Source organism: Streptomyces sp. NPDC002092 (assembly GCF_053593775.1).
Map to the genome: position 1 here is coordinate 516,665 of NZ_JBSFDG010000001.1, position 24,827 is coordinate 541,491.

General features: G+C 71.8%; 23 protein-coding genes and 3 pseudogenes. 15 read left to right on the forward strand and 11 right to left on the reverse strand.

The genetic code is table 11. The features are described from left to right. Positions 1–69 precede the first annotated feature (69 nt). From ACWCRD_RS02360 to ACWCRD_RS02375, 4 genes are all read left to right on the forward strand, one after another. Positions 70–789 (forward strand): ANTAR domain-containing response regulator, encoded by a 720-nt coding sequence (locus tag ACWCRD_RS02360; protein WP_450964072.1) that lies wholly within the window; start codon positions 70–72, stop codon positions 787–789. A 178-nt stretch (positions 790–967) separates the two neighbouring features. Further along, positions 968–1,690: a hypothetical protein gene (locus ACWCRD_RS02365; protein ID WP_450964073.1), complete on the forward strand. Its 723-nt coding sequence runs from the start codon at positions 968–970 to the stop codon at positions 1,688–1,690. Between the two features lie 107 nt (positions 1,691–1,797). Next, positions 1,798–3,045: an aminotransferase class I/II-fold pyridoxal phosphate-dependent enzyme gene (locus tag ACWCRD_RS02370; protein ID WP_450964074.1), complete on the forward strand. Its 1,248-nt coding sequence runs from the start codon at positions 1,798–1,800 to the stop codon at positions 3,043–3,045. Continuing rightward, on the forward strand, positions 3,042–4,109 hold the full coding sequence (locus ACWCRD_RS02375; RefSeq protein ID WP_450964075.1) for an MBL fold metallo-hydrolase: 1,068 nt from the start codon (positions 3,042–3,044) through the stop codon (positions 4,107–4,109). Before ACWCRD_RS02370 ends, ACWCRD_RS02375 begins: the two co-directional genes overlap by 4 nt. A gap of 81 nt (positions 4,110–4,190) precedes the next feature. Here the strand turns inward: ACWCRD_RS02375 and ACWCRD_RS02380 are convergent, their stop codons facing one another. Both ACWCRD_RS02380 and ACWCRD_RS02385 read right to left on the reverse strand, forming a co-directional pair. Then, a complete protein-coding gene (locus ACWCRD_RS02380; protein ID WP_450964076.1) occupies positions 4,191–4,811 on the reverse strand; it encodes a DedA family protein in 621 nt (206 codons plus the stop codon). Further along, positions 4,808–5,581, reverse strand: a complete 774-nt coding sequence (locus ACWCRD_RS02385) for an MBL fold metallo-hydrolase (RefSeq protein ID WP_450964077.1) — start codon at positions 5,579–5,581, stop codon at positions 4,808–4,810. The genes ACWCRD_RS02380 and ACWCRD_RS02385 overlap by 4 nt, the downstream gene beginning before the upstream one ends. An 83-nt stretch (positions 5,582–5,664) precedes the next feature. On the opposite strand from ACWCRD_RS02385, the gene ACWCRD_RS02390 reads away from it, so the two are divergent. From ACWCRD_RS02390 to dnaK, 6 genes and pseudogenes are all read left to right on the forward strand, one after another. Further along, positions 5,665–6,066: a hypothetical protein gene (locus ACWCRD_RS02390; protein WP_266962764.1), complete on the forward strand. Its 402-nt coding sequence runs from the start codon at positions 5,665–5,667 to the stop codon at positions 6,064–6,066. Between the two features lie 153 nt (positions 6,067–6,219). Beyond that, complete coding sequence (locus ACWCRD_RS02395) at positions 6,220–8,226, forward strand: alkaline phosphatase family protein (RefSeq protein WP_450964359.1); 2,007 nt, start codon at positions 6,220–6,222, stop codon at positions 8,224–8,226. Between the two features lie 78 nt (positions 8,227–8,304). Beyond that, a pseudogene (locus ACWCRD_RS02400) lies at positions 8,305–9,398 on the forward strand (ATP-binding protein). A gap of 383 nt (positions 9,399–9,781) precedes the next feature. Continuing rightward, positions 9,782–10,141, forward strand: a pseudogene (locus tag ACWCRD_RS02405) (DUF2201 family putative metallopeptidase); the annotation flags it as partial. 58 nt (positions 10,142–10,199) lie between these two features. After that, complete coding sequence (locus ACWCRD_RS02410) at positions 10,200–10,628, forward strand: OsmC family protein (protein ID WP_099934526.1); 429 nt, start codon at positions 10,200–10,202, stop codon at positions 10,626–10,628. Between the two features lie 155 nt (positions 10,629–10,783). Then, positions 10,784–12,649, forward strand: a complete 1,866-nt coding sequence (dnaK, locus tag ACWCRD_RS02415; RefSeq protein ID WP_450964078.1) for a molecular chaperone DnaK — start codon at positions 10,784–10,786, stop codon at positions 12,647–12,649. Between the two features lie 3 nt (positions 12,650–12,652). Here dnaK and narI read toward each other — a convergent pair whose 3' ends face one another. The 5 genes from narI to ACWCRD_RS02440 form a co-directional block, all read right to left on the reverse strand. Beyond that, positions 12,653–13,375: a respiratory nitrate reductase subunit gamma gene (gene narI / locus ACWCRD_RS02420; protein WP_450964079.1), complete on the reverse strand. Its 723-nt coding sequence runs from the start codon at positions 13,373–13,375 to the stop codon at positions 12,653–12,655. Then, entirely contained in the window at positions 13,372–13,866 is a 495-nt protein-coding gene (narJ, locus tag ACWCRD_RS02425) for a nitrate reductase molybdenum cofactor assembly chaperone (protein ID WP_450964080.1), read from the reverse strand. Before narJ ends, narI begins: the two co-directional genes overlap by 4 nt. A gap of 209 nt (positions 13,867–14,075) precedes the next feature. Next, complete coding sequence (locus ACWCRD_RS02430; protein WP_450964081.1) at positions 14,076–14,873, reverse strand: SAM-dependent methyltransferase; 798 nt, start codon at positions 14,871–14,873, stop codon at positions 14,076–14,078. Between the two features lie 41 nt (positions 14,874–14,914). Continuing rightward, positions 14,915–15,778, reverse strand: coding sequence for a helix-turn-helix domain-containing protein (locus ACWCRD_RS02435; RefSeq protein WP_450964082.1), 864 nt, complete (start codon positions 15,776–15,778; stop codon positions 14,915–14,917). Between the two features lie 115 nt (positions 15,779–15,893). Next, positions 15,894–16,730: a helix-turn-helix domain-containing protein gene (locus tag ACWCRD_RS02440; RefSeq protein ID WP_450964083.1), complete on the reverse strand. Its 837-nt coding sequence runs from the start codon at positions 16,728–16,730 to the stop codon at positions 15,894–15,896. 30 nt (positions 16,731–16,760) lie between these two features. Here ACWCRD_RS02440 and ACWCRD_RS02445 point away from each other — a divergent pair, with 30 nt between their 5' ends. The 3 genes from ACWCRD_RS02445 (at position 16,761) to ACWCRD_RS02455 (ending at position 19,016) form a co-directional block, all read left to right on the forward strand. Continuing rightward, a complete protein-coding gene (locus tag ACWCRD_RS02445; RefSeq protein ID WP_450964084.1) occupies positions 16,761–17,837 on the forward strand; it encodes an ADP-ribosylglycohydrolase family protein in 1,077 nt (358 codons plus the stop codon). A gap of 118 nt (positions 17,838–17,955) precedes the next feature. After that, positions 17,956–18,261 (forward strand): 4a-hydroxytetrahydrobiopterin dehydratase, encoded by a 306-nt coding sequence (locus tag ACWCRD_RS02450; protein ID WP_232651321.1) that lies wholly within the window; start codon positions 17,956–17,958, stop codon positions 18,259–18,261. 5 nt (positions 18,262–18,266) lie between these two features. Beyond that, positions 18,267–19,016: a class I SAM-dependent methyltransferase gene (locus tag ACWCRD_RS02455; RefSeq protein ID WP_450964085.1), complete on the forward strand. Its 750-nt coding sequence runs from the start codon at positions 18,267–18,269 to the stop codon at positions 19,014–19,016. Here ACWCRD_RS02455 and ACWCRD_RS02460 read toward each other — a convergent pair. Continuing rightward, positions 18,994–19,461 (reverse strand): hypothetical protein, encoded by a 468-nt coding sequence (locus ACWCRD_RS02460; protein WP_450964086.1) that lies wholly within the window; start codon positions 19,459–19,461, stop codon positions 18,994–18,996. The two genes, ACWCRD_RS02455 and ACWCRD_RS02460, sit on opposite strands and share 23 nt — an antisense overlap. After that, a complete protein-coding gene (locus ACWCRD_RS02465; protein ID WP_450964087.1) occupies positions 19,458–19,937 on the reverse strand; it encodes a hypothetical protein in 480 nt (159 codons plus the stop codon). The genes ACWCRD_RS02460 and ACWCRD_RS02465 overlap by 4 nt, the downstream gene beginning before the upstream one ends. 40 nt (positions 19,938–19,977) lie before the next feature. Between ACWCRD_RS02465 and ACWCRD_RS02470 the strand changes: the two genes are divergently transcribed. After that, positions 19,978–20,928, forward strand: coding sequence for a helix-turn-helix transcriptional regulator (locus ACWCRD_RS02470; RefSeq protein WP_450964088.1), 951 nt, complete (start codon positions 19,978–19,980; stop codon positions 20,926–20,928). 37 nt (positions 20,929–20,965) lie between these two features. Further along, positions 20,966–21,433, forward strand: a pseudogene (locus ACWCRD_RS02475) (rhamnogalacturonan lyase family protein); the annotation flags it as partial. 191 nt (positions 21,434–21,624) lie between these two features. On the opposite strand, the gene ACWCRD_RS02480 reads toward ACWCRD_RS02475, so the two are convergent. Together ACWCRD_RS02480 and ACWCRD_RS02485 are read right to left on the reverse strand one after the other, a co-directional pair. Next, complete coding sequence (locus ACWCRD_RS02480; protein WP_450964089.1) at positions 21,625–21,897, reverse strand: hypothetical protein; 273 nt, start codon at positions 21,895–21,897, stop codon at positions 21,625–21,627. A 117-nt stretch (positions 21,898–22,014) separates the two neighbouring features. Beyond that, entirely contained in the window at positions 22,015–24,684 is a 2,670-nt protein-coding gene (locus ACWCRD_RS02485; protein ID WP_450964090.1) for a cellulose binding domain-containing protein, read from the reverse strand. Between the last annotated feature and the right edge of the window lie 143 nt (positions 24,685–24,827).

Below are 24,827 nucleotides of genomic sequence, written 5' to 3' on the forward strand. Positions count from 1 at the left end.
CTCCCGTTCAAGACCACCGTTTTCGGACCGGGCGAAGGGGAAGGCGGGCGGGGAGAGGAGGAGTGCACCATGCCGGACACCGGGCCTCACACCCCTGGTTGGGGAACGGGGACGACCGAACCCGCTCTCCCCGGGCGGCGGCTGTCGGAACTCGTGGAGGAGGCCGCGCGCTGCACCGTCGAGTGCTGTGGAGCGAGCGGGATGATGGCCGAGGGCGGCAGCGAACGGCCCGCGGCCGTCACCCATCCCGACCTCGCCCCGCTCGTCGCCGTGCAGCTGCGCTCCGGGGACGGGCCCATCCCGGCCGCCCTGGAACGCGGGGAGCCCGCCCGCTGCTCCGATCTGCTGCACGAGGACCGCTGGCCCGACTACCGCGCCCTCGCGCTCGACTCCGGGGTGCGCTCCAGCGTGACCCTGCCCTTCCGGCGCTCCGGCCTGGCGGTGACGCTGAGCCTTTACAGCTTCCGGCCCGGCGCCCTGGAGGACGCCCCGCACGGGCCCGCCCGCGCGCTCGGGGACTTCGCCATGACCTGCCTGGTCCGCGACCGTTCCTACCGCGCCGCGCTCACCGAACTCGACCAGCTCGGCACCGCCCTGCGCTCCCGCCCCCTCGTCGACCAGGCCTGCGGCATCGTCATGCATGTGCTGGGCTGCGACGCCGACGCCGCGTTCGGGGTGCTGCGCCGCCTCTCACAGGGCAGCAACCGCAAGCTGTCCGACGTGGCGGCGGCGGTGGTCGAACGGCGGGGACGGGGGCTGGAGAGGGAGCTGGCCGCGCTGCTGAACTGAGTGCCCTGCACCGGGCTCCTGGTCCCTGGGCGACGCGCAGGGCCCTGTCACCCGCTCGGCCGTCCCTGTAGCGCGAATGGGGCTCGGCCGCGCGCGCCTGGCCGCCGGGCGGGCTGTGATGGGCTATGGGGCACGACTCCGTGCTCCTGAGAAGTCACCCGTCGAAGGAGCCCTCCCCATGCCTCGCACCGCCCGTGTCCTGTCCGTCGCAGCTCTGGCAGGTGCCACCCTGGGCTTCGCCTCGGCCGCCTATGCGGACTCGGCCGCAGGGGCCGGCCCGAGCAGCGTCTCCCCGGGCGGCGGCGTCACCGTCTCGGTCGCCTGCGAAGCCACCGGCGGACCGCCTCCCGCCACCCTCGACGCCGTCTCACAGGTCCATGCCAGGAGCGGGAACCCCACGAGAGTCGACGGCACCTGCGCGACGGCGCCCGGCACCAAGGGCAAGACGTCCAGCGCAGCTTCCCGCGTGAACCGCGGCGACGGCAGCGAGGGTGCCGGGCCCGGTGGGAGCGGGAGTGACGGTGGTCCGGCCGGCGACAACAGCGGCGGCGGGCGCGGCGACGACGGCGGTGGTGGCGGCGGACGTGGAGACAACGGCGGCGGTGAGGGCGCCGATCTCGGCGGAGGTGCCGTCGGCGGCGCCGATGTCGGGGACGGCGGCGGCCATGACCAAGGCCGGCCCTGCACCGAGCAGGACTCGGACTCCTGCGGCGGCGCGGGCATGCAGAACGGGCACGAGCACGACCTGCAGAACGGCATGCAGCACGGGGTGGATGCCGGTGCGGGCGGCACCTTCTCCGACTCCGTGCCCGCCCTCGTCGCGGGCGGCCTCCTGATCGTCTGCGCACTGGGCGCCGCCACCTACCGGTTGTGGCCGAAGGACTCCGCCTGGGACCGCTGACCCGCCGGGCGACCGGCGAAACCCGTGCGCACTCCGATGCGGCAGCGGCACTCTGGGTACTCGGGGCACGGCGAGGGACACGGCACAGGGACTGCGCGGAGGTACGCATGCGGCGGACGGACCCGGAAGGTCACGGCCCCGTCCGCTACGGGCCGCCGCTGCCCGAGGACGGGCTGCCCGTGCCGCCTGAGCTCACCGCCGTGCTCGCCGCGGCCGCGGCGCGGGCCGAGGGGGAGCCGATCGGCGGCGGACCCGACCTGATCGAGGCCGCGTGCGGCTACTGGGAGCGTCGCGGCCTGTCCGCCGCACCCGACCGCGTGGCCGCCGGACCCGGCGCCCCCGCCCTGCTGCTCGCACTGACCGCCGCGCTCGGCGGCGACGTCCTGGTGCCGAGGCCCTGCGCGGCCTGGTGGGCGCCGCACGCACGCCTGTTGGGCAGACCCGTCTTCCATGTGGCGACACCGGCCGAATGCGGTGGCGTCCCGGATCCATACGCCCTCCTGGAGACCGTGCGCAGGGTACGCACCGAGGGCGGTGACCCGCGGCTGCTCGTGCTGTCGGTCGCCGACGACCCCACCGCCACGGTCGCTCCGCCCGAGGTCCTGCACGAGTGCGTGGAGGCCGCCGCCGGGGAGGGACTGCACCTGGTCAGCGACGAGACCTGGCGCGACACCGTGCACGCACCGCACGACACCGTGCTGCTCAGCCCCGCCGAGATGCTGCCCGACCAGGTCACCGTCGTCACCGACCTGGCGGGCGCACTGCTGCCGCCCGGCTGGCCGGCCGCGGTGGCCCGCTTCCCGGCGGGCGACACGGGCGCTGACCTTCACGCGCGCGTGCTCGACGTGCTCACCGCCCTCGGCGCCCGCATCGCCGGCCCCCTCGCCGCCCCGGCCGCCTACGCGCTGCGGGAGCCGGCGCCGGTCACCGCGCGCGTGGCGGCCGCCGTGCGCGTGCACGCGCACGTGGCCGCCGCCGTGCACGCGGCGGTCGTCGCGGCGGGCACCCTGTCCCGCCCCCCGCAGGCCGGCCGCCACATCTACGCCGACCTCGGCCCGCTGCGCTCCGCGCTCTCCGAGCACGGTGTCGGCGACGCACAGGAACTGGAGGACTTCCTCGCCGCCCGGCTCGGTATGCCCGCACCGGGCGGCCACCGCTTCGGCGACGAACTCGGCGCGCTGCGCGTCCGCCTGTCCACCGGCCCGCTGCTGGGCCGCACGGACGAGGAACGCGCGGAATGTCTCACATCACCCACGCCGTTGGAACTGCCACACGTGCAACGCGCGTTGAGCCATGTGAAGTCGGTCTTCGACGATCTCCGCGACGACGCTCAGCGATGGGAGCCTCCTCGATGACGCAACAGTCCGAGTCGACCACCACCACGAGCACGAGCACGACCACCCGGGAAGCCGACGGGACGGAGCCCGGACCAGGGTTGGCCCCCGCCCTTCCGCCACTCGCCGAACCCCGCCCGCTGGGCGAGCGCCGGGTGTGGCCGCGCACCTTCCACGACCGCCTGACCGCCCCGCTGCCCGGTCTGAAGGCCATGGCCCGCTTCGCCCGCGAGGGCTCCATCCGTCCCGGGCGCGAGGGCCTGGCCGACATCCCCCGGCTCCCCTTCGCACCCGCTCCGCTGCCCCGCGTCGACGCCCGGACCGTCGCCGTCTCCTGGGCGGGACACGCCAGTTGGGTCATCCGGATCGGCGGCCTGACCGTCCTCACCGACCCCGTGTGGTCCCGCCGCATCCTCGGCACGCCCGCCCGCATCACCCCGGTCGGCATCCCCTGGGAGTCTCTGCCGCCCGTCGACGCGGTCGTCATCAGCCACAACCACTACGACCACCTGGACGCCCCCACCCTGCGCCGACTCCCGCGCACCACCCCGGTGTTCGTCCCCGCAGGCCTCGCCCGCTGGTTCCACCGCCGCCGCTTCACCGCCGTCACCGAGCTGGACTGGTGGGAGGCGGCCGAACTCAACGGCGTACGCTTCGACTTCGTCCCCGCCCACCACTGGTCCAAGCGCACCCTCACCGACGCCTGCCACTCCCTGTGGGGCGGCTGGGTACTGACTGCCCCCGACGGCCAACGCGTCCATTTCGCGGGTGACACGGGATACGGCCACTGGTTCTCCCGGATCGGCGAGCGCTACCCGGGCATCGACCTCGCCCTCCTCCCCATCGGCGCCTACGACCCCCGCTGGTGGCTCAGCGACGTCCACTGCGACCCGGAGGAGGCGGTACGAGCGGCCCAGGACCTGGGCGCACAAAGGATGGCCCCGATGCACTGGGGCACGTTCGTACTGTCGGCGGAACCGGTCCTGGAACCTCTCACGCGGGTACGAACGGCCTGGGAGAAGGCAGGCCTGGACCGGGAAGACCTGTGGGACCTACCGGTGGGAGCCTCCCGGGTACTGAATTAGCCAGCGTTCAGGGGAGCGCCCCAAAGGGGCGCGGGGAACTGCGCGAGAAACCACACCGCACCCGCGCCCCGCAACGCACCCTCACCCGTCAGATCGAACCCGGCGCCACACGCTCGGCGCCACACTGATGACGAGCGTCAGCGCCACCGCCGCCACCACACCCTCCCAAGGCTCCTTGAACAGCGACCCACCCAGAATCCCGATCACCTGATACGTGACGGCCCACGCCAGACACGCCGGCAGATTCCCCCGCGCAAACCGCCGCAACGGCCACTCGGCCACAAGGCAAGCCAACATCACGGGAATACGCCCGGCCGGCACCAGCCGGGACAACACCAGCACGGCAACCCCGTGCCCCGCCAACTTCGACTGCGCCTGCGCAAGCCGCTCCTCCGGCGCCCGCGCCCGAATCGCCTCCAGCCACCGCGACCCGTTCTTCGACCGCATCCCGCGCCGCCCCAGCCAGTACAGCGCCGCATCCCCGACAAACGCCGCCAGCGACGCCGTCACGAACACCAGCGCCAACGCGAACGGCGCCGTCTGGTGAAAGGCCACCACGGCCGCCGAACTCACCAGCGCCCCCGTGGGAATCACCGGCACCAGCGCCCCGAACAGCACCAGCAGAAACAGCGACGGATAGCCGATCGCCCGCTGCGTCGACTCCGGAGGCACGATCGCCGCCGTAGCGGCAAGCCACGTCACCGAGCGACCTCCAGGCGCACGCTCTCCCCGTGCCCGAGCCGGTGCACCTCGACATCCGGCGCGTGCTCCGCCGCGAGGCGCACGAACTCGTCCCCGGGCGCGTGGAATTCATGGGGGCGCACGGCGTCCATCCCGATCGGCCAGTACGTGCCGTAGTGCACCGGCACCGCACTGCGCGGCGCCAGCCGGGCCAGCGCCTGGGCCGCCCGCCCCGCATCCAGATGCCCGGTGCCGAGGTAGGGCCCCCAGCCGCCCACCGGCAGCAGCGCCACGTCGACCTGCCCGACCTCCTGCTCCATCGCGTCGAACAGCCCGGTGTCACCGGCGAAGTACGTCCGCGCCTCGCCCTCGATCACATAGCCGAGAGCGGGCGAGCGATGCGGTCCGAGGGGCAGCCGCCGCCCGTCGTGCCGTGCGGGGACGGCCCGTACGACCACGTCACCGACCGTCACCCGGTCCCCGGGCGCCACCTCGCTCACCGTGAGATGGGTGAGCCGGCGCAGTCCCGGCACGGCCCGGGGTGCGCCCCGGGGCACCAGCAGGCGCGTGCCCTCAGCGAGCCGCTCCAGCGACGGAACATGCAGGTGGTCGGCGTGCAGATGCGACACGAGCGCCACATCCGCGCGCCGGGCGCCGGGCGGCGGCAGCGCTCCCCGACGGCGGCGGAGATGGGCGAGGCGGCGCGCGAACAGAGGGTCCGTGAGCAGCCGTACGCCCGAGTCCGCGACCGTACAGGTCGCGTGACCCCACCAGGTGATCTCCACCGGCACCTCTTTGCCTCCTTCGCGCGACTCCCCGAAGCCTACGGGCAGGAGTAGGGTCGGCGCCGAAACCCGGAGGTGAGGGGGACGCCATGGGACCGGTGCGGGTCACGGCGATCGCGAGTCTGACGCCGCTGCAGGAGCTGGACGACGATCCCTTCCTGGTGGACTCGCGCAGCCAGCACGCGATGTGCGCCCGCTGGGCCGCCGAGCGGGGCTACATCGTCAGCCGGGAGCTGCTGGTGCGGGGACTGCGCGCCGACCACTGTGTGCTGTGGGACGGCGTCCGGCCGGGGATCGACCTGTTCGTGGCGCCCAGCCGCCGGGTGCTGGAGAGCGCGCTGTCGTCCGTCGAGGAGTTCACCGCGGAGTGCGCCCGGCGCGGGGTGCGGGTGGAGACGGTCGGGTTCGAGGAGCCCTGCTACGACGCCCAGATGAAGGCCCGGGTGCACCGGCGGCTGTCGATGCCGACGGCCGGGTACGACGGGCGCTGAGACCCCGCTCCCCGCGACGGACCGCATTGTCCGACCCGTGTGACAGTCTGAAGTACAGGCCCGCACCGACGACGGGCCGGGACGTGAGGTGGGCAGGGCGTGCGTGGCGGGCGTTGGCGGCGGGCCGCCAGTCAGATCGGGCGGAGCGTCGCGGTGTGGGCGGTCTCCACGGTCACCATGCTCGTGCTCGCGGGGATCCTGCCGGACTTCCGCCTGCAGTCCGCCGACGGCGAGAGCGCCACCCACATCGCCGTCACCGCCGCGTTCGGCGCCGGCGCGTTCGGTGTGCTGTCCGCCCTGGTCTGGCCACTGCTCGTACGGCTGTTGCTGCTCGTGCCGGCGCTGGTGCTGGGCCTGCTCGTCTTCGTCCTGAACGGGTCGCTGCTGCTGGTCGCCCTGCGGCTCAACCCGGCCAGCAGCGCCGAGGCGGCGCCGGAGACGGCCGTGGTGGTGGCCGCCGTGATGTCCGCCGTGGCCTCCGCGACCGGCGCCGCCCTGGCCGTGCGCGACGACGACGCGTACCGGCGGCGCCTCTACCGCCTCGCCGACCGCCGCCGCAGACGCCTGCCGCCCGGCCCGTCCGCCCCGGGCACGGTCTTCCTGCAACTCGACGGCGTCGGCCACGACGTACTGCTGGCCGCGGTCGGCAAGGGCGTGCTGCCCACCGTCGCCCGCTGGCTGGGGACCACCCACCGGCTCACCCCCTGGCGCACCGACTGGTCCAGCCAGACCGGCGCCAGCCAGCTCGGCATCCTGCACGGCAGCAACCACGACGTCCCGGCGTTCCGCTGGTACGAGAAGGACACCCGCGAGGTGATGGTCTGCAACCGGCCGACCAGCGCCGCCGAACTCCAGCGCCGGGCCGTCGAGCACACCGGCGACGGCGGCCTCCTCACCGCCGACGGCGCGAGCCGCGGCAACCTCTTCAGCGGCGGCGCCGACGAGCAGGCCCTGGTGCTGTCGATCGCCACCCGTCGCCGCGGCCGGGAGAACCGGTCCCGGGCCGGCTACTTCGCGTACTTCTCCGACCCCGCCAACGCCGTGCGCACCGCCATGTCCTTCGTCGCGGAAGTCGGCCGCGAGATAGGCGAGTCCACCCGGGCCCGGATCAGGCAGCAGCGCCCGCGCGTCGCACGGGGCGGCCTCTACCCGTTCGTCCGCGCCTTCGCGACCGTCGTCGAACGGGACGTCGTGGTCGCCGCGGTGATGGGCGACATGCTCGCCGGACGCACCGCCGTCTACGCCGACCTGGTGGCGTACGACGAAGTGGCGCACCACTCCGGGCCCACGAGCCGCGACGCGGAGAAGGTGCTCGAACGCCTCGACCGCGCCCTCGCACTGATCGCCAACGTCGCCGAGCACGCCCCGCGGCCGTACCGGATCGTCGTCCTGTCCGACCACGGCCAGAGCCCCGGCGAGACCTTCCGCGCCCGCTACGGCCTGGGCCTCGGCGATCTGGTGCGGGCCGGCTGCGGGCTGCCCGTGCCGCGCAGGGCGCAGCGCACGCACAGCGGGGCCGAGGCCCGAGCAGCCGTGCGTGCCGCCCTGCGCAGACCCGTCGAGGAGGGCGGCGAACAGCACCGTCCCTCCCGCCGCTCGGAGCCGCTCGTGCTGGCCTCCGGCAACCTCGGCCTGGTCTCCTTCCCGGACGTGCCGCACCGGATGAGCAAGGAGGAGATCGACGCCCGCCACCCCGCGCTGCTGACCACCCTCGCCAACCATCCCGGCGTCGGCTTCCTGCTCGTCCGCAGCGAGGAGCACGGCGGGGTGGTGCTGGGCGCGTACGGCGCCGAGATACCCCTCGACCAACTCGATGACGAACCCGGCCCCTTGGAGGCGTTCGGTCCCGGCGCCGCCGACGCCGTGCGCCGCACCCACTCCTTCCCGCACACCGCCGACATCATGGTCAACTCCTTCCACGACCCGGCGGACGGCGAGGTCCTCGCCTTCGAGGAACAGATCGGCTCGCACGGTGGGCTCGGCGGCGCTCAGAGCCGGCCGTTCCTGCTCTGGCCGGCCGTCTTCTCGCCACCCGTGGAGGACGGCGAGGAGCTGACCGGCGCCGAACAGGTCCACCGGGTACTGCGCCGCTGGCTGCGCGAGACGGACGGCCCCCAGGTGCCGGTCACCGACGAGGGCGAGGCGCAGCGGGCCGCCTGAAATTCGGCTGCGCCGCCGGGGCCGTACGCACACACTGTTCGAGTCGCAAACCTCTCGAACACCCCGGAGGGACGCCTCTTGCAGGCTGCCGTGTCCGTCACTCCCGCCCGTATCCCCGAACTGCTTCTCGGCCTCGCCACCGTTCGGCCGGTCTTCATCTGGGGCGCCCCCGGCATCGGAAAGTCCTCCCTGGTGCGGGACTTCGCCGAGTCGCTGGGCCTGGTGGGGGTCCCCCCACGCCTTTAAGGCAGTGGGGGAGCGTGAGCCTGCTCGGCACCCAGCTCGCCCCGGAGGACCTGATCGGCGTTCCGCAGATCCGCGACGGACGGTCGGTGTTCTGCCCGCCGGAGGCGATCGCCCGCGACGAGCCGTACTGCCTGTTCCTGGACGAGCTCAATGCGGCCACCCCGGACGTCCAGAAGGCCTTCTACTCCCTGATCCTCGACCGCCGTATCGGCAACTACGAGCTGCCGAAGGGATCGATCGTCATCGGCGCCGGCAACCGCGCCACCGACAACGCGCTCGCCCGGCCCGTCGCCTCCGCCCTCGTCAACCGTCTCACCCACGTCCACCTGGAGGCCTCCGCCAAGGACTGGCTGAGCTGGGCGGCGAACAACGACATCCACCCCTGGATCCTCGACCACCTCACCGACCGGCCCGACCACCTGTGGTCCAGGCCGCCGAAGACCGAGGAGCCCTTCTCCACGCCCCGCTCCTGGCACATGCTCTCCGACGCGCTGCACTCCTTCGGCCAGGGCCTCGACGAGGAGACGCTGAAGGTCCTCGCGCACGGCACGCTGACGCCCGCGCACGCCACGGCCTTCTGCGGCTACGTCAAGATCGTGCGCAGCCAGTTCGGCATCGAGGCGATCATCAAGGGCGACGCCCGCTGGCCGAACCGCATCGAGGACCGCGACCTGCTCCACTACCTCGCCGAGTCCTTCCGCGGCCGCCTGATCAAGGAACTCCCGGTCAGCAAGGAGCACATGTCGGCGAACGGCAGGCAGACCGCGTACCGCGCCAAGTCGCTGCTGGTGCAGCTCGCCGAGATCTCCGTCGAGGTCGCCCAGACCGTCATCGCCTCCGACACCGACGGCAACCCCGTCCTGCCCTCGTGGTTCCTCATCGAGGCCGCCCGGGACATGCCCCGGCTGGTGGAGGCGCGGCGGTGAGCCGTACCAAGGGCAAGGGGCAGAAGAAGCGGGATCTCGCGGCCGAGGCGTTCGCCGCGGGGATGGCGCTGGTGAAGGCGAACCCGGCCCTCGCGGCCGTGGAGTTCGACGTCTGCCGCGACGAGGAGTGCAAGATCGTGCCCCGCGACGGACTCGTGGTCGTCGACTCCGCCGCCGACCTGCACGTCCATCCGCACCGGCTGGCCGAACCCGCCGCCTGGGCCTGGGCCCTCGCGCACGCCGTCCTGCACCTCGGCTTCGGGCACGTCCCGGCGGCGAAGGGCGAGCGCACCCAGCCGGACCGCTATGACCTCGCCGCACGCTGCGTCGTCGTCAACCGTTTCCTGCTGAACTTCACCATCGGCGAGACCCCCGAGGCGCTGCGCTCCATGGACCGCACCCTGCTCGGCAAGGCCCTCGGCGCCATCGCCTCCTACGCCGAGGCCCGAGACGTCCCGGCCGCCCGCATGGTCTTCTGCGACACGGCCCCGCACGACGCGGGCTTCGTGCCGGTCACTGAGATCGCCGGCCGGGTACGCGTTCACGGCCGCGGCGGTACGGTCCTGCAGCCCGGGATCGACCTCCTGCACCGCGCGGACGACTTCCCGCCGGGCGCGCCCGTCCTCGTGATCACGGACGGCTGGTGCGACGTCCTGCGGGTGCGGCGCGAGCACGCGTATCTGATCCCGCAGGGGGCGCGGCTGCCGTTCACCGCGCGTGGGCCGGTGTTCCGGGTGCAGTGAGCCGGAATGTGATCGGATGGTGTCGTACAGGAACAGCCAGAATTCGAAGGGATTCATCGTGGCAACCACGCGCTCCGCACACACCGTCTGGGAAGGCAACCTGCTCGAGGGCAACGGTGTCGTCTCCTTCGACTCCTCCGGTGCCATCGCCGAGCAGCCGGTCACCTGGGCCTCGCGCTCCCAGGACGCTAACGGAAAGACCAGCCCCGAGGAGCTGATCGCCGCCGCCCACTCCAGCTGCTTCTCCATGGCGCTGTCGCACGCCCTGGCCGGCGCCGGCACCCCGCCCACCAAGCTGATCACCTCGGCCGACGTGAATTTCCAGCCGGGTGAGGGCATCACGGGCATCCACCTGACCGTCGAGGGCACGGTCCCCGGCATCGACAACGACGCCTTCGTCGCCGCCGCCGAGGACGCCAAGAAGAACTGCCCGGTCAGCCAGGCCCTCACCGGCACGACGATCACCCTGTCGGCCAAGCTCGCCTGACACCCACCTGCGTCCCTGACGTCGTTCGGTGCCGCGCCCCGGGACAGGGGGCGCGGCACCGTCGTTTGCGGGTACCCGAAGTACGCGGCATTGACAACAGCGCACTCAAGTTTTGTGCTGGTGTGTGAGAAGTGCCCTGGCGGAAGGGGACGGAGATGGCACGTGCGGTCGGGATCGATCTGGGGACCACGAACTCGGTGGTGGCCGTGCTGGAGGGCGGCGAACCCACCGTCGTCGCGAATGCGGAGGGGGCCAGGACCACACCGTCGGTCGTGGCCTTCGCCAAGAACGGCGAGGTGCTCGTCGGGGAGGTCGCGAAGAGGCAGGCCGTGACCAACGTGGAGCGGACCGCCCGCTCCGTGAAGCGGCACATGGGCGACGCGAGCTGGCGCTTCCCCGAGCAGGGCTCCGTGGACGGCACCCGCTACCGGGCGCAGGAGCTGTCCGCCCGGGTGCTGCAGAAGCTGAAGCGGGACGCCGAGTCCTATCTCGGCGAGGACGTCACGGACGCGGTGATCACCGTGCCCGCGTACTTCGACGACTCGCAGCGGCAGGCGACCAAGGAGGCCGGGGAGATCGCGGGCCTGAAGGTCCTGCGCATCATCAACGAGCCGACGGCCGCGGCCCTCGCCTACGGCCTCGACCGCGGCGAGGAGCAGACCGTGCTGGTCTTCGACCTCGGCGGCGGCACCTTCGACGTGTCGCTGCTGGAGATCGGCGACGGCGTCATCGAGGTCAAGGCGACCAACGGCGACACACACCTGGGCGGCGACGACTGGGACCAGCGGATCGTCGAGCACCTGGTCAAGAAGTTCAAGGGGCAGTACGGCATCGACCTCGCGGGCGACAAGATGGCCGTGCAGCGGCTGCGCGAGGGCGCCGAGAAGGCCAAGATCGAGCTGTCCAGCTCGTCCGAGACGACGATCAACCTGCCCTACATCACCGCCTCCGCCGAGGGGCCGCTGCACCTCGACGAGAAGCTGACCCGCGCCCAGTTCCAGGAGCTCACCGCCGATCTCCTCGACCGCTGCAAGACCCCCTTCCACCAGGCGGTCAAGGACGCCGGCATCAAGCTGTCCGCGGTCGACCACGTCATCCTCGTCGGCGGCTCCACCCGGATGCCCGCGGTCACCGACCTGGTCAAGGAACTCACCGGCAAGGACCCGCACAAGGGCGTCAACCCCGACGAGGTCGTGGCCGTCGGCGCGGCCCTCCAGGCGGGCGTCATCCGCGGCGACGTCAAGGACGTGCTGCTCCTCGACGTCACCCCGCTGTCCCTGGGTATCGAGACCAAGGGCGGCATCATGACGAAGCTGATCGAACGCAACACGACCATCCCGACCCGGCGTTCGGAGATCTTCACCACGGCCACCGACAACCAGCCCTCGGTGGGCATCCAGGTCTACCAGGGCGAGCGTGAGATCGCCGCGTACAACAAGAAGCTGGGCGTCTTCGACCTCACGGGTCTGCCCCCGGCCCCCCGCGGGGTCCCGCAGATCGAGGTCGCCTTCGACATCGACGCCAACGGCATCATGCACGTCTCGGCCAAGGACCTCGCCACCGGCCGCGAACAGAAGATGACGGTGACCGGCGGCTCGGCGCTCCCCAAGGACGACATCGACCGGATGATGCGGGAGGCCGAGCAGTACGCCGAGGAGGACCGGGCGCGCCGCGAGGCCGCCGAGACCCGCAACCAGGCCGAACAACTCGTCTACCAGACCGAGAAGTTCATCCGGGACAACGAGGACCGGATCCCCGCCGACACCAAGTCGGAGGTGGAGACGGCAACCACGGAGCTCAAGGGCCTGCTGGAGCGGAACGCCGACACCAACGAGCTGCGCACGGGCGTCGAGAAACTCGCCACCGTCAGCCAGAAGATGGGCCAGGCCATGTACGCCCAGGCCGACCAGGGCGCCTCCGGCAGCGGCACCGAACAGCACACCCCGCCGCAGGACGAGGAGGGCGTGGTCGACGCCGAGATCGTCGACGAGGACCGCGACACGAAGGGCGGCGCGGCATAGCCGTCACACGCCGGTCCGCTCCCAGCCCCGCCGCTCCGGCCGCGGCTCCGGTTGCCTGGGGTCGCGGCTGCGGTACACCACATACGGGCGGAGCAGGTACTGCACCGGTGCGCTGAACATGTGGACCAGGCGGGTGTACGGCAACAGGGCGATCAGTGCCATGCCGATCGTCGCATGGGCCCGGTACAGCACCGGCACGCCCTCCATCAGGTCGGTCCTCGGCTGGAGCGTGAACAGGCTGCGGGCCCAAGGGGCGATGGACGCACGGTAGTTGTAGCCGTCGCCGGACACATGGGTGAGCTTGGCGGCCATGCCCATCCAGATGGCGGCGATCAGGACGACGTACATGAGCTTGTCGTTGACGGTCGTCGCCCGGAACACCGGGGCGTGCGTGCGGCGCCGGTGGATGAGCAGCAGGATCCCGGCGACGGCCAGCGCGCCGGCCAGCGTGCCGCCGTACAGCGAGAACAGGTGGTACGTGTGCTCGCGGGCGCCGATCGAGTCGGTCCACGACCGTGGGACGAACAGCCCCACCAGGTGGCCCGCCAGTACGAAGAGGATGCCGTAGTGGAAGGCCGGGGAGGCGATGTTCAGCAGCTTCGACTCGTGCACCTGCGAGGAACGCGTGGTCCAGCCGTACTTGTCGTAGCGGTAGCGCCAGATCAGGCCGGCGACGAGCAGGGCGAAGGCGACATACGGCAGAACGCCCCACAGGAGCGTGGTCATGAGCGAACCTCCGTGTGGGGGATCGGCAGGGTGGCGCACACGGCATCCAGGACGGACGCGTACGGGGTACCGAGGTCGGTGAGCCGGGCCCGGAGCTGCCCGAGGCACTGGCGGTGTTCCGTGAGGAGGGCCGTGTCGCCGGTGCGGGCCGCGAACTCCAGTACCGCGGGCAGGAAGTCCGGCAGTTCCTCGCCGGTGAACTCCAGGCCGGCGGCGCGGTAGACGTCCTGGAAGCGGACCAGCGACAGGCCGCGCCGCCCGGTGTCCCCGTCCCGCCACCAGCTCAGATAGAGGCTGTGCCGGTTCTTGAAGTCGAAGACGTGGACGTAGTGAGCGGCCAGTTCCCCGGCCGGGGTGACGGCCGCGTGGTCGGTGAACTCCCGCAGCTGCGGGGCCGCCTCGCGCAGCAGGGGCAGCCGGGCACGGAAGTCGGCGTCGGGATAGGTCAGGCAGAGCGCTGCCGCCTGGTACAGCACGGCGTCCGAGGGCATCAGGCCTCCTTCGGTGTGCAGGAGCCCGTGGCGGTGGCGCCGGGCCGGAAGGAGCGTCCTGCGCGAGGCAGCGCCGTTCCCGGCCCGGCGGGCGGTATTCGCGTGTCGTCCACCTGCGTCGCTCCCTTGCTCACCCTGTGCTTCGACGCTAGGGCCGGGCCGGGGAACGCACCTGTTCATGGCGCCCGTACGGGTGCTCGGGCAGGAGGTCAGGGCTTGCGGGCGACCCCCGCGTACACCGGAACGACGCCCTCCGTCTGCGCCGCCACGTCCTCGGCCTCCGGCCGCCACCCGGTCACCGGGATCACGCCCGGGCCGAGCAGCTCCAGGCCCCCGAAGAAGCGCTGGAAGTCCGTGATCGAGCGGGGGAAGAACGGGGTGCCGCTCGCGCGGAAGGCCCCCGCCGCCTTCGCGATGGCCTCCGGATTGAGGTCGGGGGTGACCTGCGAAAGGATCAGATGGCTGCCCGGGGCGAGCGCCGCGACGTACTTCGCCAGGAGGTCGTGGACGTCGTCGTCCAGGTAGTGGGTCAGCGCCACCAGCGACAGCGCGACCGGCCGTGCGAAGTCCAGGGTCTCGGCGGCCTGCTGCAGCAAGGCGTCGATGTCCCGCACGTCCGCGTGCACATACTCGGTGCGGCCCTCCTCGGAGCCGCGCAGCAGCGCCTGGGCGTGCCGCAGCACGATCGGGTCGTTGTCCGCGTACACCACCCGGGACTCCGGCGCCACGGCCTGCGCCACCTGGTGCAGATTCGGCTCGGTGGGGATGCCCGTGCCGATGTCCAGGAACTGGCGGATCCCGGCCTCGGCGACGGCGCGGACGGCCCGGTGCATGAACCGCCGGTTGGCACGCGCCCCGCGCACCGCGCTGTCGTCCACGGCGAGGATCTTCCGGGCCAGCTCCTCGTCCACCGGGTAATTGTCCTTGCCGCCCAGCCACCAGTCGTACACGCGGGCGGGGTGCGGCCGGCTGGTGTCGACCTGCGGTGCGGCGTCGGATCCGGTCATGCGGGGTCTTCTCCTCCGGTCGGACAGGTGCGGTGGGTGCTTCAGAAGTCCTCGCGGCGCTCCCGAAGGATCTTCTTCGTGCGCTGTGCCGACGCGGCCCGCGCCGTCATGTGGTCGAGGACCTCCAGATGCGCGGAGACCTCCTTGCGCGAGTCGAGGTACAGAGCGCCGGTCAGATACTCGGTGAAGACCATGTCGGGCAGCTCGGGCTCGCCGAAGCGGAACAGTGTGAAGGGCGCGTACGTCCCCGGGTGCGGGCCGTCCTTGAACTCGGCGATCTGCAGCGTGACCCGGTCCCGCTCGGCGAACTCCAGCAACTTGTCCAGCTGCTCGCGCATCACCTTGCCGCGGATGCTCACGGGGCGCCGCAAAACCGTTTCGTCCATGATCACCCACAGATGGGGCGGCTCCGGACGGTCCAGCAGCCGCTGCCGGGCCATCCGCAGCGACACATGCCGGTCGATGGTCTCCGGACCGGTCTGCCCGACCGTGCCCGCCTCCATCACCGCACGTGCGTAGTCCTCGGTCTGCAGCAGCCCCGGCACGAAGTGCGGCTCGTAGGAGCGGATGATGCCGGCGGCGCCCTCGAGGCTCACGTACAAGCTGAACCAGTCCGGCAGCACATCGTGGAAGCGCTGCCACCAGCCCGGCCGGTTGGCCTCCTCGGCCAGGGCGACGAACGCCGCCGCCTCCTCGTCCGGGACGCCGTACGTCTCCAGCAGCACCTGGATGTACGGGATCTTCAGGGCGACCTCGGCCGTCTCCATCCGCCGTACGGTCGCGGGGGCCACCCGCAGGACGCGTGCGGCCTCCTCCCGTTTGAGCCGGGCCGCCTCCCGCAGTTCCTGCAGACGCCTGCCTAGCACCACCTGGCCAACGGTGGGCGCGGGACGCCGCTCACTCACGCCACGCCTCCCCTACGCGCCGAACCAACCGCGCAGCAGTGTGTCATGTTCCGCCGCCAGTCTCACGGGTTCCGCGATGAGGCGCTCGCCACGCGGGCCGTCCGGTGGACGTCCGTCAGGACATCAGCGACTGGAGGTACTTGACCGTCGCCGGATCGGCCGGAAGGAGCGTCTCGATGGCCAGCTCGGCGACCGTCACGTCCATGGGGGTGTTGAAGGTGGAGATGGAGGAGACGAAGGACAGCGTCCGGCCCTCGTGCTCGATCTGCATCGGAAGCGCGAAGTAGGGGACGGGTTCCGCCGGTCCGGGGTGGTGGCCGTGCTCAGGCTGGGGCACCGGGTAGGCCGCCACCTCCTCGTACAGCGCCCGCAGCGGTGCGGAGCGGTGCAGGGCGATCTCCCGTTCCATCTGGGCGAGCAGATGCCCGCGCCACTCCGGCAGGTTGCGGATCCGCGGCGCGAGACCCCCGGGGTGCAGCGTCAACCGCATGGCGTTCAGCGGGGGTTCGAGCAGCGACTGAGCGACGCCGTCCAGGAACATCATCATGCCCCGGTTGGCCGCGACCACGTCGTACACCGAGTCGACGACGAAGGCCGGGTAGGGCTCGTAGCACCGGATGAGGCGTTCCATGCCCTGGCGCAGGGCGTCCAGCTCGGGCGAGTCGAGCGGGGTCTCCGGGTAGTGCGGGGCGTAACCGGCCGCCAGCAGCAGGGAGTTGCGCTCCCGCACCGGGACGTCCAGATGCTCGGCGAGCCTGAGCACCATTTCCTCGCTCGGCCGCGAACGCCCCGTCTCGATGAAGCTGATGTGCCGCGCCGAGGAGTCGGCCCGCAGCGCCAGCTCCAGCTGACTCACCCGGCGGCGCTCGCGCCAGGCCCTGAGCAGGGGGCCGACGGTCCTGTCGGAGGGGCCGGTCGTGGGGGTGGCGGTTCCGGTCGCGACAATGGTCATACGTACGACCGTAGTCGAGGAGCGCTGCAGATGACCTGGCCGTTGAAGCCGACCTTGGAGACCGCCTCGGTGTACCGCGCCCGAGTGCGCGGCTGCCTGTTGGGCGGGGCGATCGGTGACGCCCTCGGCTATCCCATCGAGTTCAACTCCCTGGACCGTATCCGTGCCCTCCACGGGGAGCGCGGGGTGACCGGGTTCGTACCCGGCGCGTACGGCGCGCTGGGCCTGGTCAGCGACGACACACAGATGACCCTGTTCACCGTCGAGGCCCTGATCCAGGCGCACGCCCGGGAGCGGATCAGGGGTATCGGCGGTGCCTGGTCGCACATGCTGCTCCAGGCGTACGAGCGCTGGCTGCAGACCCAGTCGAAGCCGGGCCCGGAGCAGGGCGGCGCCCCCACGGGCGGTCTGATCGACGAGCCCTGGCTGTACTCCCGCCGCGCGCCCGGCAACGCCTGCCTCTCCGGGGTCGCCCAGAAGTACCATCCCGACCCGATGATCAAGCTCGACGGCACGCCGGGCCGGGTCAACCCCGACTCCAAGGGCTGCGGCACCGTGATGCGCTCGGCCCCCTTCGGCCTGATCAACTCCGCCGACGGGGCCTTCGCCATGGCGGCCCGCGGCGCCCAGATCACCCACGGCCACCCCACCGGCTACTACGCGGCGGGCGCGCTGGCCGCGATCGTGGCGTACGCCGTCGAGGGGGACTCGCTGGAGGGCGCGGTGCTGCGCACCCTGCGGCTGCTGGCCCGCCACCCCGGCCACGAGGAGACGACGACTGCCCTGGAGGGGGCCCTCGACCTCGCCGCCCAGGGGCGGCCGACCGCGGAGAAGCTCCAGTCCCTCGGCGCGGGCTGGGTCGCCGAGCAGGCCCTCGCAATGGGCGTCTACTGCGCCCTCGTCGAGCCGGACGTCAAGGAGGCCCTGCTGCTGTCCGTCAACCACTCGGGTGACAGCGACTCCACCGGCTCCATCTGCGGCAACCTCCTCGGCGCCGTGCACGGAGACGTCGGCCTGCCGCACGAGTGGGTCGAGCGGGTCGAGGGCCGGCCCACGATCGCCGCGATCGCCGACGACCTGGCGGCGGAGCGCCTGCACGAGCGGTGAGCGGGCAGCCGTTCCGGAGGGTTCTCCGGCCCGCCCCCGGGAACCCTTCCGACCAGGACCGCAGTCAGTTGCTGTGGCACGCTGAAGAAGCACCCGGTGCCGAGGAAGGAGCGAGCCCATGCCCGTCGAACCCCTGTCGCTGAAGGAGATCGAGGACCGACTGGCCGAGCTGCCGGGCTGGGCGGTCGACGACGACCGGCTCACCCGCTCCTACCGGCTCGGCTCGCACTTCGCCGCCACCGCGATGGTCATCCACATCGCCCAGGTGCAGGACGAGCTCGACCACCACTCCGACCTCACCCTCGGCTACAACACCGTCTCCCTGTCGGTGAACACCCACAGCGCGGGCGGCAAGGTCACCGAGCTCGACTTCGGCCTCGCGCAGAGGGTCGAGGAACTCGCACAGGCCCACGGGGCACACTGACCCGCGTGCTCGACTACGACAAGGAAGCCGACGCCTACGACGCCACCCGCGGCGGCGAGCCGAGGGCCGCGGCCGCCGCCGACGCCGTGCTCGGCCTGATCCCGGCAGCCACCGACCGGCTCCTCGACGTCGGCTGCGGCACCGGGATCGTCACCAGGCGCCTCGCGGCCGCACGGCCCGCCACCCGGGTGACGGGCGCCGACCTGACGTACGGCATGGCCCGTATGGCCGCCCGGCGCCTGCCCGGCTGCGTCCTGCTGGCCGACAGCCGCCGACTGCCCTTCCGCGACGGGACGTTCGACGCCGTCACCAGCGTCTGGCTGCTGCATCTGCTGGACGAACCCGAGGACGTCCGCGCCGTCGTCGCCGAGTGCGCCCGCGTGCTGAAGCCCGGCGGGGTGTACGTGACCACCGTCGACAAGGCCGCCGCCCACGACGTCGGCAGCGACATCGACGCCGTCCTCGCCCCGCGCCCGCGCCGCCCGGCCCCGGACGCCGCCCCGCTCGTGGAGTCGTACGCCGCCGCGCACCGCCTGCGCCCGGCGGGGCAGGCCCGTTTCCCGGGCCGCGGTCAGGGCCGCAGCCCCCGCCGCACGGTCGCCGATCTGCGGCGCGGCTGGTTCACCCAGTTGCCACCCGGCGACCCGCTCAACGAACGCTTCGTCGCCCGGCTCCAGGCGCTGCCCGACCAGGAACGACCGCGCGCCGACCCGGAGTTCAGCCTCCGGGCCTTCAGGAAGCCGGCCGCCGACTGAAGTCCATCGTCCAGTTGGTCACCCAGGTCTGACCGCCGTCGACGGAGAACGCCTGCTCCCAGTGGGCGGAGGCGGGGGATACGTCCGCCCACACGAACCGCGCGCGCACGTCCTTGCCGTCGTGGGTGTCGTCGCCGTAGAACTCGCCGCGATCGCCTTCGAAGCGGCCGATCACGGGTGGGAAGAGCTTGCCGCTGCGGCTGGAGGACCAGTTCAGCGACCACTCCTCGCGCTCCACGTCGAACAGACGCAGGGTCAGCCCCTTCGCGCCGAGGTACGGCATGTCGATCTCGTCGATGTTCGCGGCCCCGTCGAACAGCGGTCGGCACCAGCTGGTGCCCCGGAACTCCACCCAGTCGCTGTGCGGGTCGAGGAAGTCGGTGCGGCGGCGGTGCGCGACCTCCCACTCGCCGGCGAAGAAGTCGAAGTCGTGCGGGCTGCTCATGAGCGCTCTCCAGTGGTTCCTGCGGGCAGGGAGTCGGACAGGTAGGCGTCCAGGTCCGGGACTTCGGGCACGAGCATGTGCCGTACCCAGGCATCCCGTTCGTGCTGGATCGGCGGCAGCTCGAAGACGCAGCCGATCCAGGGCAGTTCGGGCCTGATGAAGTGGGTGGGGTCCTTGTCGGGGCAGCCGAGCACCGGCTGACCCGCCGCCGCGTTCGCGTAGTGCAGGACGTTGTCCCACACCCAGCTGTAGGCGTTGATGTAGGCGCCGTCGTCGTTGCCCCGGTGAACGACGACGAACGTCGCCGGCGGAGTGCCGTCAGGGTCCGGCAGCAACTCCGGCAGGATCGCGTACGCCGCCTTCTCCACGTCGGGTGCGATGCCGGCCGGATCGGCCGTTACGTGGTAGCGCTTGATCAGCCGTCCGGCCACCTCGACGGGCGGCGGCACGGTCAAAAACTTCTCCGTGAAGGGCATGGACAGGACGCTAGGGCGACTTCACTGACATCATGTGTCAGTGAAGGCCGGCCGACTCGTCTCGATCCTCCTCCTGCTCCAGACCCGGGGCCGTATGACCGCCGCCCAGCTCGCCGAGGAGCTGGAGGTCTCGGTCCGCACGGTCTACCGGGACGTCGAGGCGCTGGGCGCCGCGGGCGTGCCGCTGTACGGCGACGCGGGCCACGCCGGCGGCTACCGTCTGCTCGACGGCTACCGCACCCGGCTGACCGGCCTCACCGCCGACGAGGCCGAGGCCCTCTTCCTCGCCGGCGCGCCCGGCCCGGCCGCGGAGCTGGGCCTCGGCTCGGTCCTCGCCGCCGCCCAGCTCAAGGTCCGCGCCGCGCTGCCGCCGGAGCTGCGCGCGCACGCCGACCGGGTCAGCGGCCGCTTCCACCTCGACGCCCCCGGCTGGTACGCGGACGCCGAGGAGGCACCGTATCTGCCGGCGGTGGCCGACGCGGTGTGGAACAGCCGCGTCCTGAACGTCCTGTACCGCCGCTGGGCCGAACCCACCGACGTGCAGCGCCGCCTGGAGCCGTACGGGCTGGTGCTGAAGGCAGGCCGCTGGTACGTCGTCGCGGGCCCGGGCCCCCGCACCTTCCGCGTCGACCAGATTCTCCAACTCGCCGCCGCTGACGAGGAGTTCACCCGACCGGACGACTTCGACCTGGCCGCCTACTGGACGGCGTACCAGCGCGACTTCCACGACCGGCTGTACCGCGGCGAGGCGGTCGTCCGACTGGCCCCGGGCGTACGGCTGCCGAGGGCGGTCGACGGCCGTACGGACGTGGACGGCTGGACCGTCGCCACGGTCCCCATCGAGTCCGTCGAGCACGCCCATGGCGAGTTCCTGCGGCTGGGCACGGACATCGAGGTGCTCCAGCCGCCCGAACTACGAGAACGCATCGCCCGCACCGTGGCCCAACTGGCCGGAAGGTACGGCTACTTGGTGGAAGGCAGCGGCGACTGAGGGGGCAGGACCGGGGCTGCAGCCCTCGTAGCCGCGGGACGACGCCTCGGTCGGCGACCTGGACGGTGACGGCCAACTGAGGTCGTCCTCAAATGGCGGCCCACCAACGCCAAGGACAACTCCCGGTCCGGCTACACGGGTGACACGTTCATCGACGGCAGCAAGCTCGACGGCACCGGCCGGTGGTGCATCGGCCTCGGCCGCAACATCTGCTCCGGTCGACGGGACAGGGGCCGTGATCGGCAGCTCCTCCGCCGACCACCGCGGCTCATCCGGCCATGTGCTCTCCGGCCCCGAGCACCTGACCATGTTCAACGGCGAGACCGGCAAGGCGATGCAGACCGTCGACCACGTCCCGGCGCGCGGCACGGTGTCCTCGTGGGGCGACTCGTACGGCAACCGGGTGGACCGCTTCCTCGCGGGCACGGCGTACCTGGACGGTTCCCGCCCCTCGCTCGCCACGGCCCGCGGCTGCTACACCCGAACGGTGATCGCCGCCTGGGACGGGCAACCACCAGCTGTCGGTGGTCGACGTCGCCGACGGCGACAACGGCCGTGGCGTCTCGGGGGACATCTGGGCGTTCTTCCTGTGCAGCGCGGGCGCCGGTCGTGGTCCTCGCGCGCGGACGGCGTAACACCGTGACGCGGAGGCGGTCGCCCACCGATCGCGGGCGACCGCCTCTCACCGGGCAGGCTTCAGCCACCCAGGACGCCACCGAGCAGGCCGCCCAGGAGGCCGGTCACGACGCCCAGAAGGCCCGAGAGCCCGCCATGCTGCTGGTCGTCGTTGTCGCCCTTGGCCGAGACGCACGTCTGGTGGCCCAGGAGAGAGATGTGGATTGTTCCTTCGCACTTGGAGGGCGCCGGAGCCGCAGAGGCGCTCGGCGCCATGAGGGTCAGGGCGATTACGGGAGCGGCGAGGACCGCCGCGACACGGGAGCGGGTCGATTTGCGTGTGCGCTGCGACATCACTGTCCTTTCGACGGGCATGTGGGACCGGACCTTCCTTGATCAGGTTCAATCAGATTCAGGTGGCCCTCTGCGCTCCGCAACTCGAGGATCACTCCGGGCAACCGTTCGGCCCAGTCAGCCGACCGCGCAGGTCTGGTCGCCCAACTTGAACGAGGCCGGTTTCGTGTTCGACCCCGACCAACTCCCCGTGAACCCGAAGCCCACGGAGGAACCGGCCGCCACCGTGCCGTTCCAGCTCAGGTTCTTCACCGTCACCGCCGCGCCCGACTGGGTGCGGTCGGCGTTCCACAGCTGGGTGATCTTCTGGCCGTCCGCGAAGGTCCAGCCGAGTGACCAGCCGCTCCAGGCGCTCGAGCCCGTATCGGTGAGCTGGACGTCGGCCTGGAAGCCGCCCGACCACTGGTTGGTGATCTTGTAGGTGACCGTGCAGGCACCGGTCGGCGTCGGGTCCGTGCCGCCCCCGCCGCCGTTGTCGCCGCCTCCGCTCGTGTCGGAGGTGTCGCCGTAGATGACACCCCGTCCGTTGGTGGAGACGTACACCCGTCCGTAGACCCGCGGGTCACCCGTGATCGCCCCGCCCGTCCAGCCCCACTGGTGGGCGTCGTCGTTGATGCGGGTCCAGGTCGCGCCCTTGTCGGTCGAGCGGAAGATGCCGCGCACGCCGCCGATCTTCGCGCTGGTGTAGAGGGTCTGGTACGAGGCCCCCGTCGCCGCCTTGCCGAAGCCGATGGTGTCGGCCTGCTCGACGTTCGACAGCTTGGTGAAGCTCGCGCCGCCGTCCGTGGAGTGCCACAGCCCGTACGCGCCGTCGGCGGCGCCGCCCGCGAGCCAGACGTCACCCTTCGCGCCGGGCAGCGCCTTGAAGCGCACGCTGTCGCCGCTGGGGAGGCCGGTGGCCGGGGACGCGGTGAAGGTCGCGCCGCCGTCCGAACTCACGTAGAACTTCCCCGACTTGAAGCCGTAGAAGGTCTTCGCGTCGACCCGGTCGGCCTCGACGGTCGCGCCTGCCGGGATGCCGCTCGACGCGGCCCAGGACGTCCCGAAGCCGGTCGTGTACTGCACGCCGGTGCCCGCCGGGCTCCACACGAACCGGCTGCCGTCCGAGGCCGCGGCCACGGTCCCGCCACCCGACACACCCGAAGGATCCGTCCCCGCGAACCAGTTGGCCCCGTTGTCCGTGGAGAACGCGATGTGCGGACCCGAGTCGAGATTGCCGACCCGCACCACCGTGTTCGGGTTGGTCTCCGCGAAGTCGAGGCCGGTCGTCGTGGTGAAGGTCGGCGAGGTGAACATCATCGAGGGGACCTTGGTCAGGTCCGTGTGCCGGAAACCGCCGATGTCACCGAGTGCGCTGAACAGCTGGGCGCCGCCCGACGGGGGAGAGGCGAGGTCGTTGACGGCCGTCTCCTCCAGGCCCTGCACCATGGGCTTCACGGTGAACTGGCCCCCGCTGTCCCACTTGGTGAGGTTCTCGGTGCCGTACAGCGTCGCCCCCGTCCCGTACATCATCCGGTCCGAGTTGAACGGGTCGATCTCCAGCGACTCGGTCATCCACCCCAGTTTCGGGGCCTGTTCGGGGGGTGAGGGGTTCGCGTTGAAGGTCAGCCAGGGCGACGACGAGACATCCATGGTGTAGCGGTTCGAGCGGTTGGGGTACGACGTGTAGTCCCACGCCTTCGTCCAGGTGCCGCCGCTGTCGGTGGAGCGGAAGATCTGCGTGTCGGGCCACCAGGAGCTGTAGGCGGTCGTCATGACGGTGCCGGGATGCTGCCGGTCGATGGTGAGGCCGCTGAAGCCGTAGGACGTGTCGGCCTCGGCGACCGGGCTGATGTCGGTCCAGGCACCGGTCGCGGTCGCGTACCGCCACAGCCGGCCCTTGCCGCCGTCGTAGGGGCCGCCCGTGTCGCTGTAGGCCAGATACAGATAGCCGTTCTTCGCATCCAGCACGCCTTTGTGCGCCAGATATCCCGTCGGCTGCCCGGCCAGCCGGGTCCAGCTGGCACCCGCGTCCGTCGAGCGGTACACCGCGTTGTCCTTGTCGGCGACCCCGACATAGATGGTCTTCGTCGCCGTACCGGCCGTGCCGGTCGACTCGTCGAAGGTGACCCAGACGATCCCCTGGTTGTCGGAGGCGTATCCGCTGGTGTCGCTCGGATCCTGCGCGTAATTGCCGACGTTGGGAAAGTTGGCCACCTGCGACCAGGTCGCACCGGAGTCCGTCGACCGCCACAGCCCCTTGCCGCTGGGCGCACCCAGATACAGCACGCTGTCCTTGTTCGGATCGATCGCGAGCCGCTCGCCCATGCCCCGGCCGGGCATGTTCCCGCCGAGCTTGAACGGCAGATCCGCCTTCTGCCAGCTTGCACCGCGATCGGAGGACCGCAGCACGGCCCCGTTCGTAGGGTCCCAGCTGTTGGTGTACGTCCCGACGGCCGCGTACACCTTGTTCGGATCGACGGAGTCGGAGGCGAGGCTCACGACCCCGGTGTGTCCCCACTGGTCCCAGCCGACCGAGTCCAGCAACGGCGTCCAGGTCTTGGTCGACTCCTGCCAGCGGTAGGCGCCGCCGATGTCGGTACGGGCGTAGGCGAGGTTCTTCTCGCTGCGGTTGAAGACGATGCCGGGGACGAAGCCACCGCCGTCTATGCGCGCGTTCTTCCAGGTGTAGGTGTCGGCGTCGAGTTTCACTTCCGGGCTGCTGCCGGCGGCGAGCGCGGGCGGCGAGCCCGCCAGCAGCCCGGCGGCGAGCGCGAGCACGGCCGTGAGGATACGGGTTCTTCGCACGATGGGGTCCTTCCAGGAGGGGGACGCGCGAGTGCCGGGCGGCCCCCAGTGCGGGTGGGGGCCGCCCGGCGGTGCGGTCCGCGCCCCGATGGGGCGCGGGGCTGTGCTGGATCTGCGGCTACCGCCGCGTGGGCGCGACCAGC

Coding starts and splice junctions, on each gene's coding strand:
- ACWCRD_RS02365 (WP_450964073.1), top strand. CDS start 968: ATGCCTCGCACCGCCCGTGTCCTGTCCGTCGCAGCTCTGGCAGGTGCC.
- narJ (WP_450964080.1), bottom strand. CDS start 13,866: ATGCCCTCGGACGCCGTGCTGTACCAGGCGGCAGCGCTCTGCCTGACC.
- ACWCRD_RS02445 (WP_450964084.1), top strand. CDS start 16,761: ATGACCTGGCCGTTGAAGCCGACCTTGGAGACCGCCTCGGTGTACCGC.
- ACWCRD_RS02440 (WP_450964083.1), bottom strand. CDS start 16,730: ATGACCATTGTCGCGACCGGAACCGCCACCCCCACGACCGGCCCCTCC.
- ACWCRD_RS02390 (WP_266962764.1), top strand. CDS start 5,665: ATGGGACCGGTGCGGGTCACGGCGATCGCGAGTCTGACGCCGCTGCAG.
- ACWCRD_RS02450 (WP_232651321.1), top strand. CDS start 17,956: ATGCCCGTCGAACCCCTGTCGCTGAAGGAGATCGAGGACCGACTGGCC.
- ACWCRD_RS02465 (WP_450964087.1), bottom strand. CDS start 19,937: ATGCCCTTCACGGAGAAGTTTTTGACCGTGCCGCCGCCCGTCGAGGTG.
- dnaK (WP_450964078.1), top strand. CDS start 10,784: ATGGCACGTGCGGTCGGGATCGATCTGGGGACCACGAACTCGGTGGTG.
- narI (WP_450964079.1), bottom strand. CDS start 13,375: ATGACCACGCTCCTGTGGGGCGTTCTGCCGTATGTCGCCTTCGCCCTG.
- ACWCRD_RS02480 (WP_450964089.1), bottom strand. CDS start 21,897: ATGTCGCAGCGCACACGCAAATCGACCCGCTCCCGTGTCGCGGCGGTC.
- ACWCRD_RS02360 (WP_450964072.1), top strand. CDS start 70: ATGCCGGACACCGGGCCTCACACCCCTGGTTGGGGAACGGGGACGACC.
- ACWCRD_RS02430 (WP_450964081.1), bottom strand. CDS start 14,873: ATGACCGGATCCGACGCCGCACCGCAGGTCGACACCAGCCGGCCGCAC.
- ACWCRD_RS02375 (WP_450964075.1), top strand. CDS start 3,042: ATGACGCAACAGTCCGAGTCGACCACCACCACGAGCACGAGCACGACC.
- ACWCRD_RS02460 (WP_450964086.1), bottom strand. CDS start 19,461: ATGAGCAGCCCGCACGACTTCGACTTCTTCGCCGGCGAGTGGGAGGTC.
- ACWCRD_RS02370 (WP_450964074.1), top strand. CDS start 1,798: ATGCGGCGGACGGACCCGGAAGGTCACGGCCCCGTCCGCTACGGGCCG.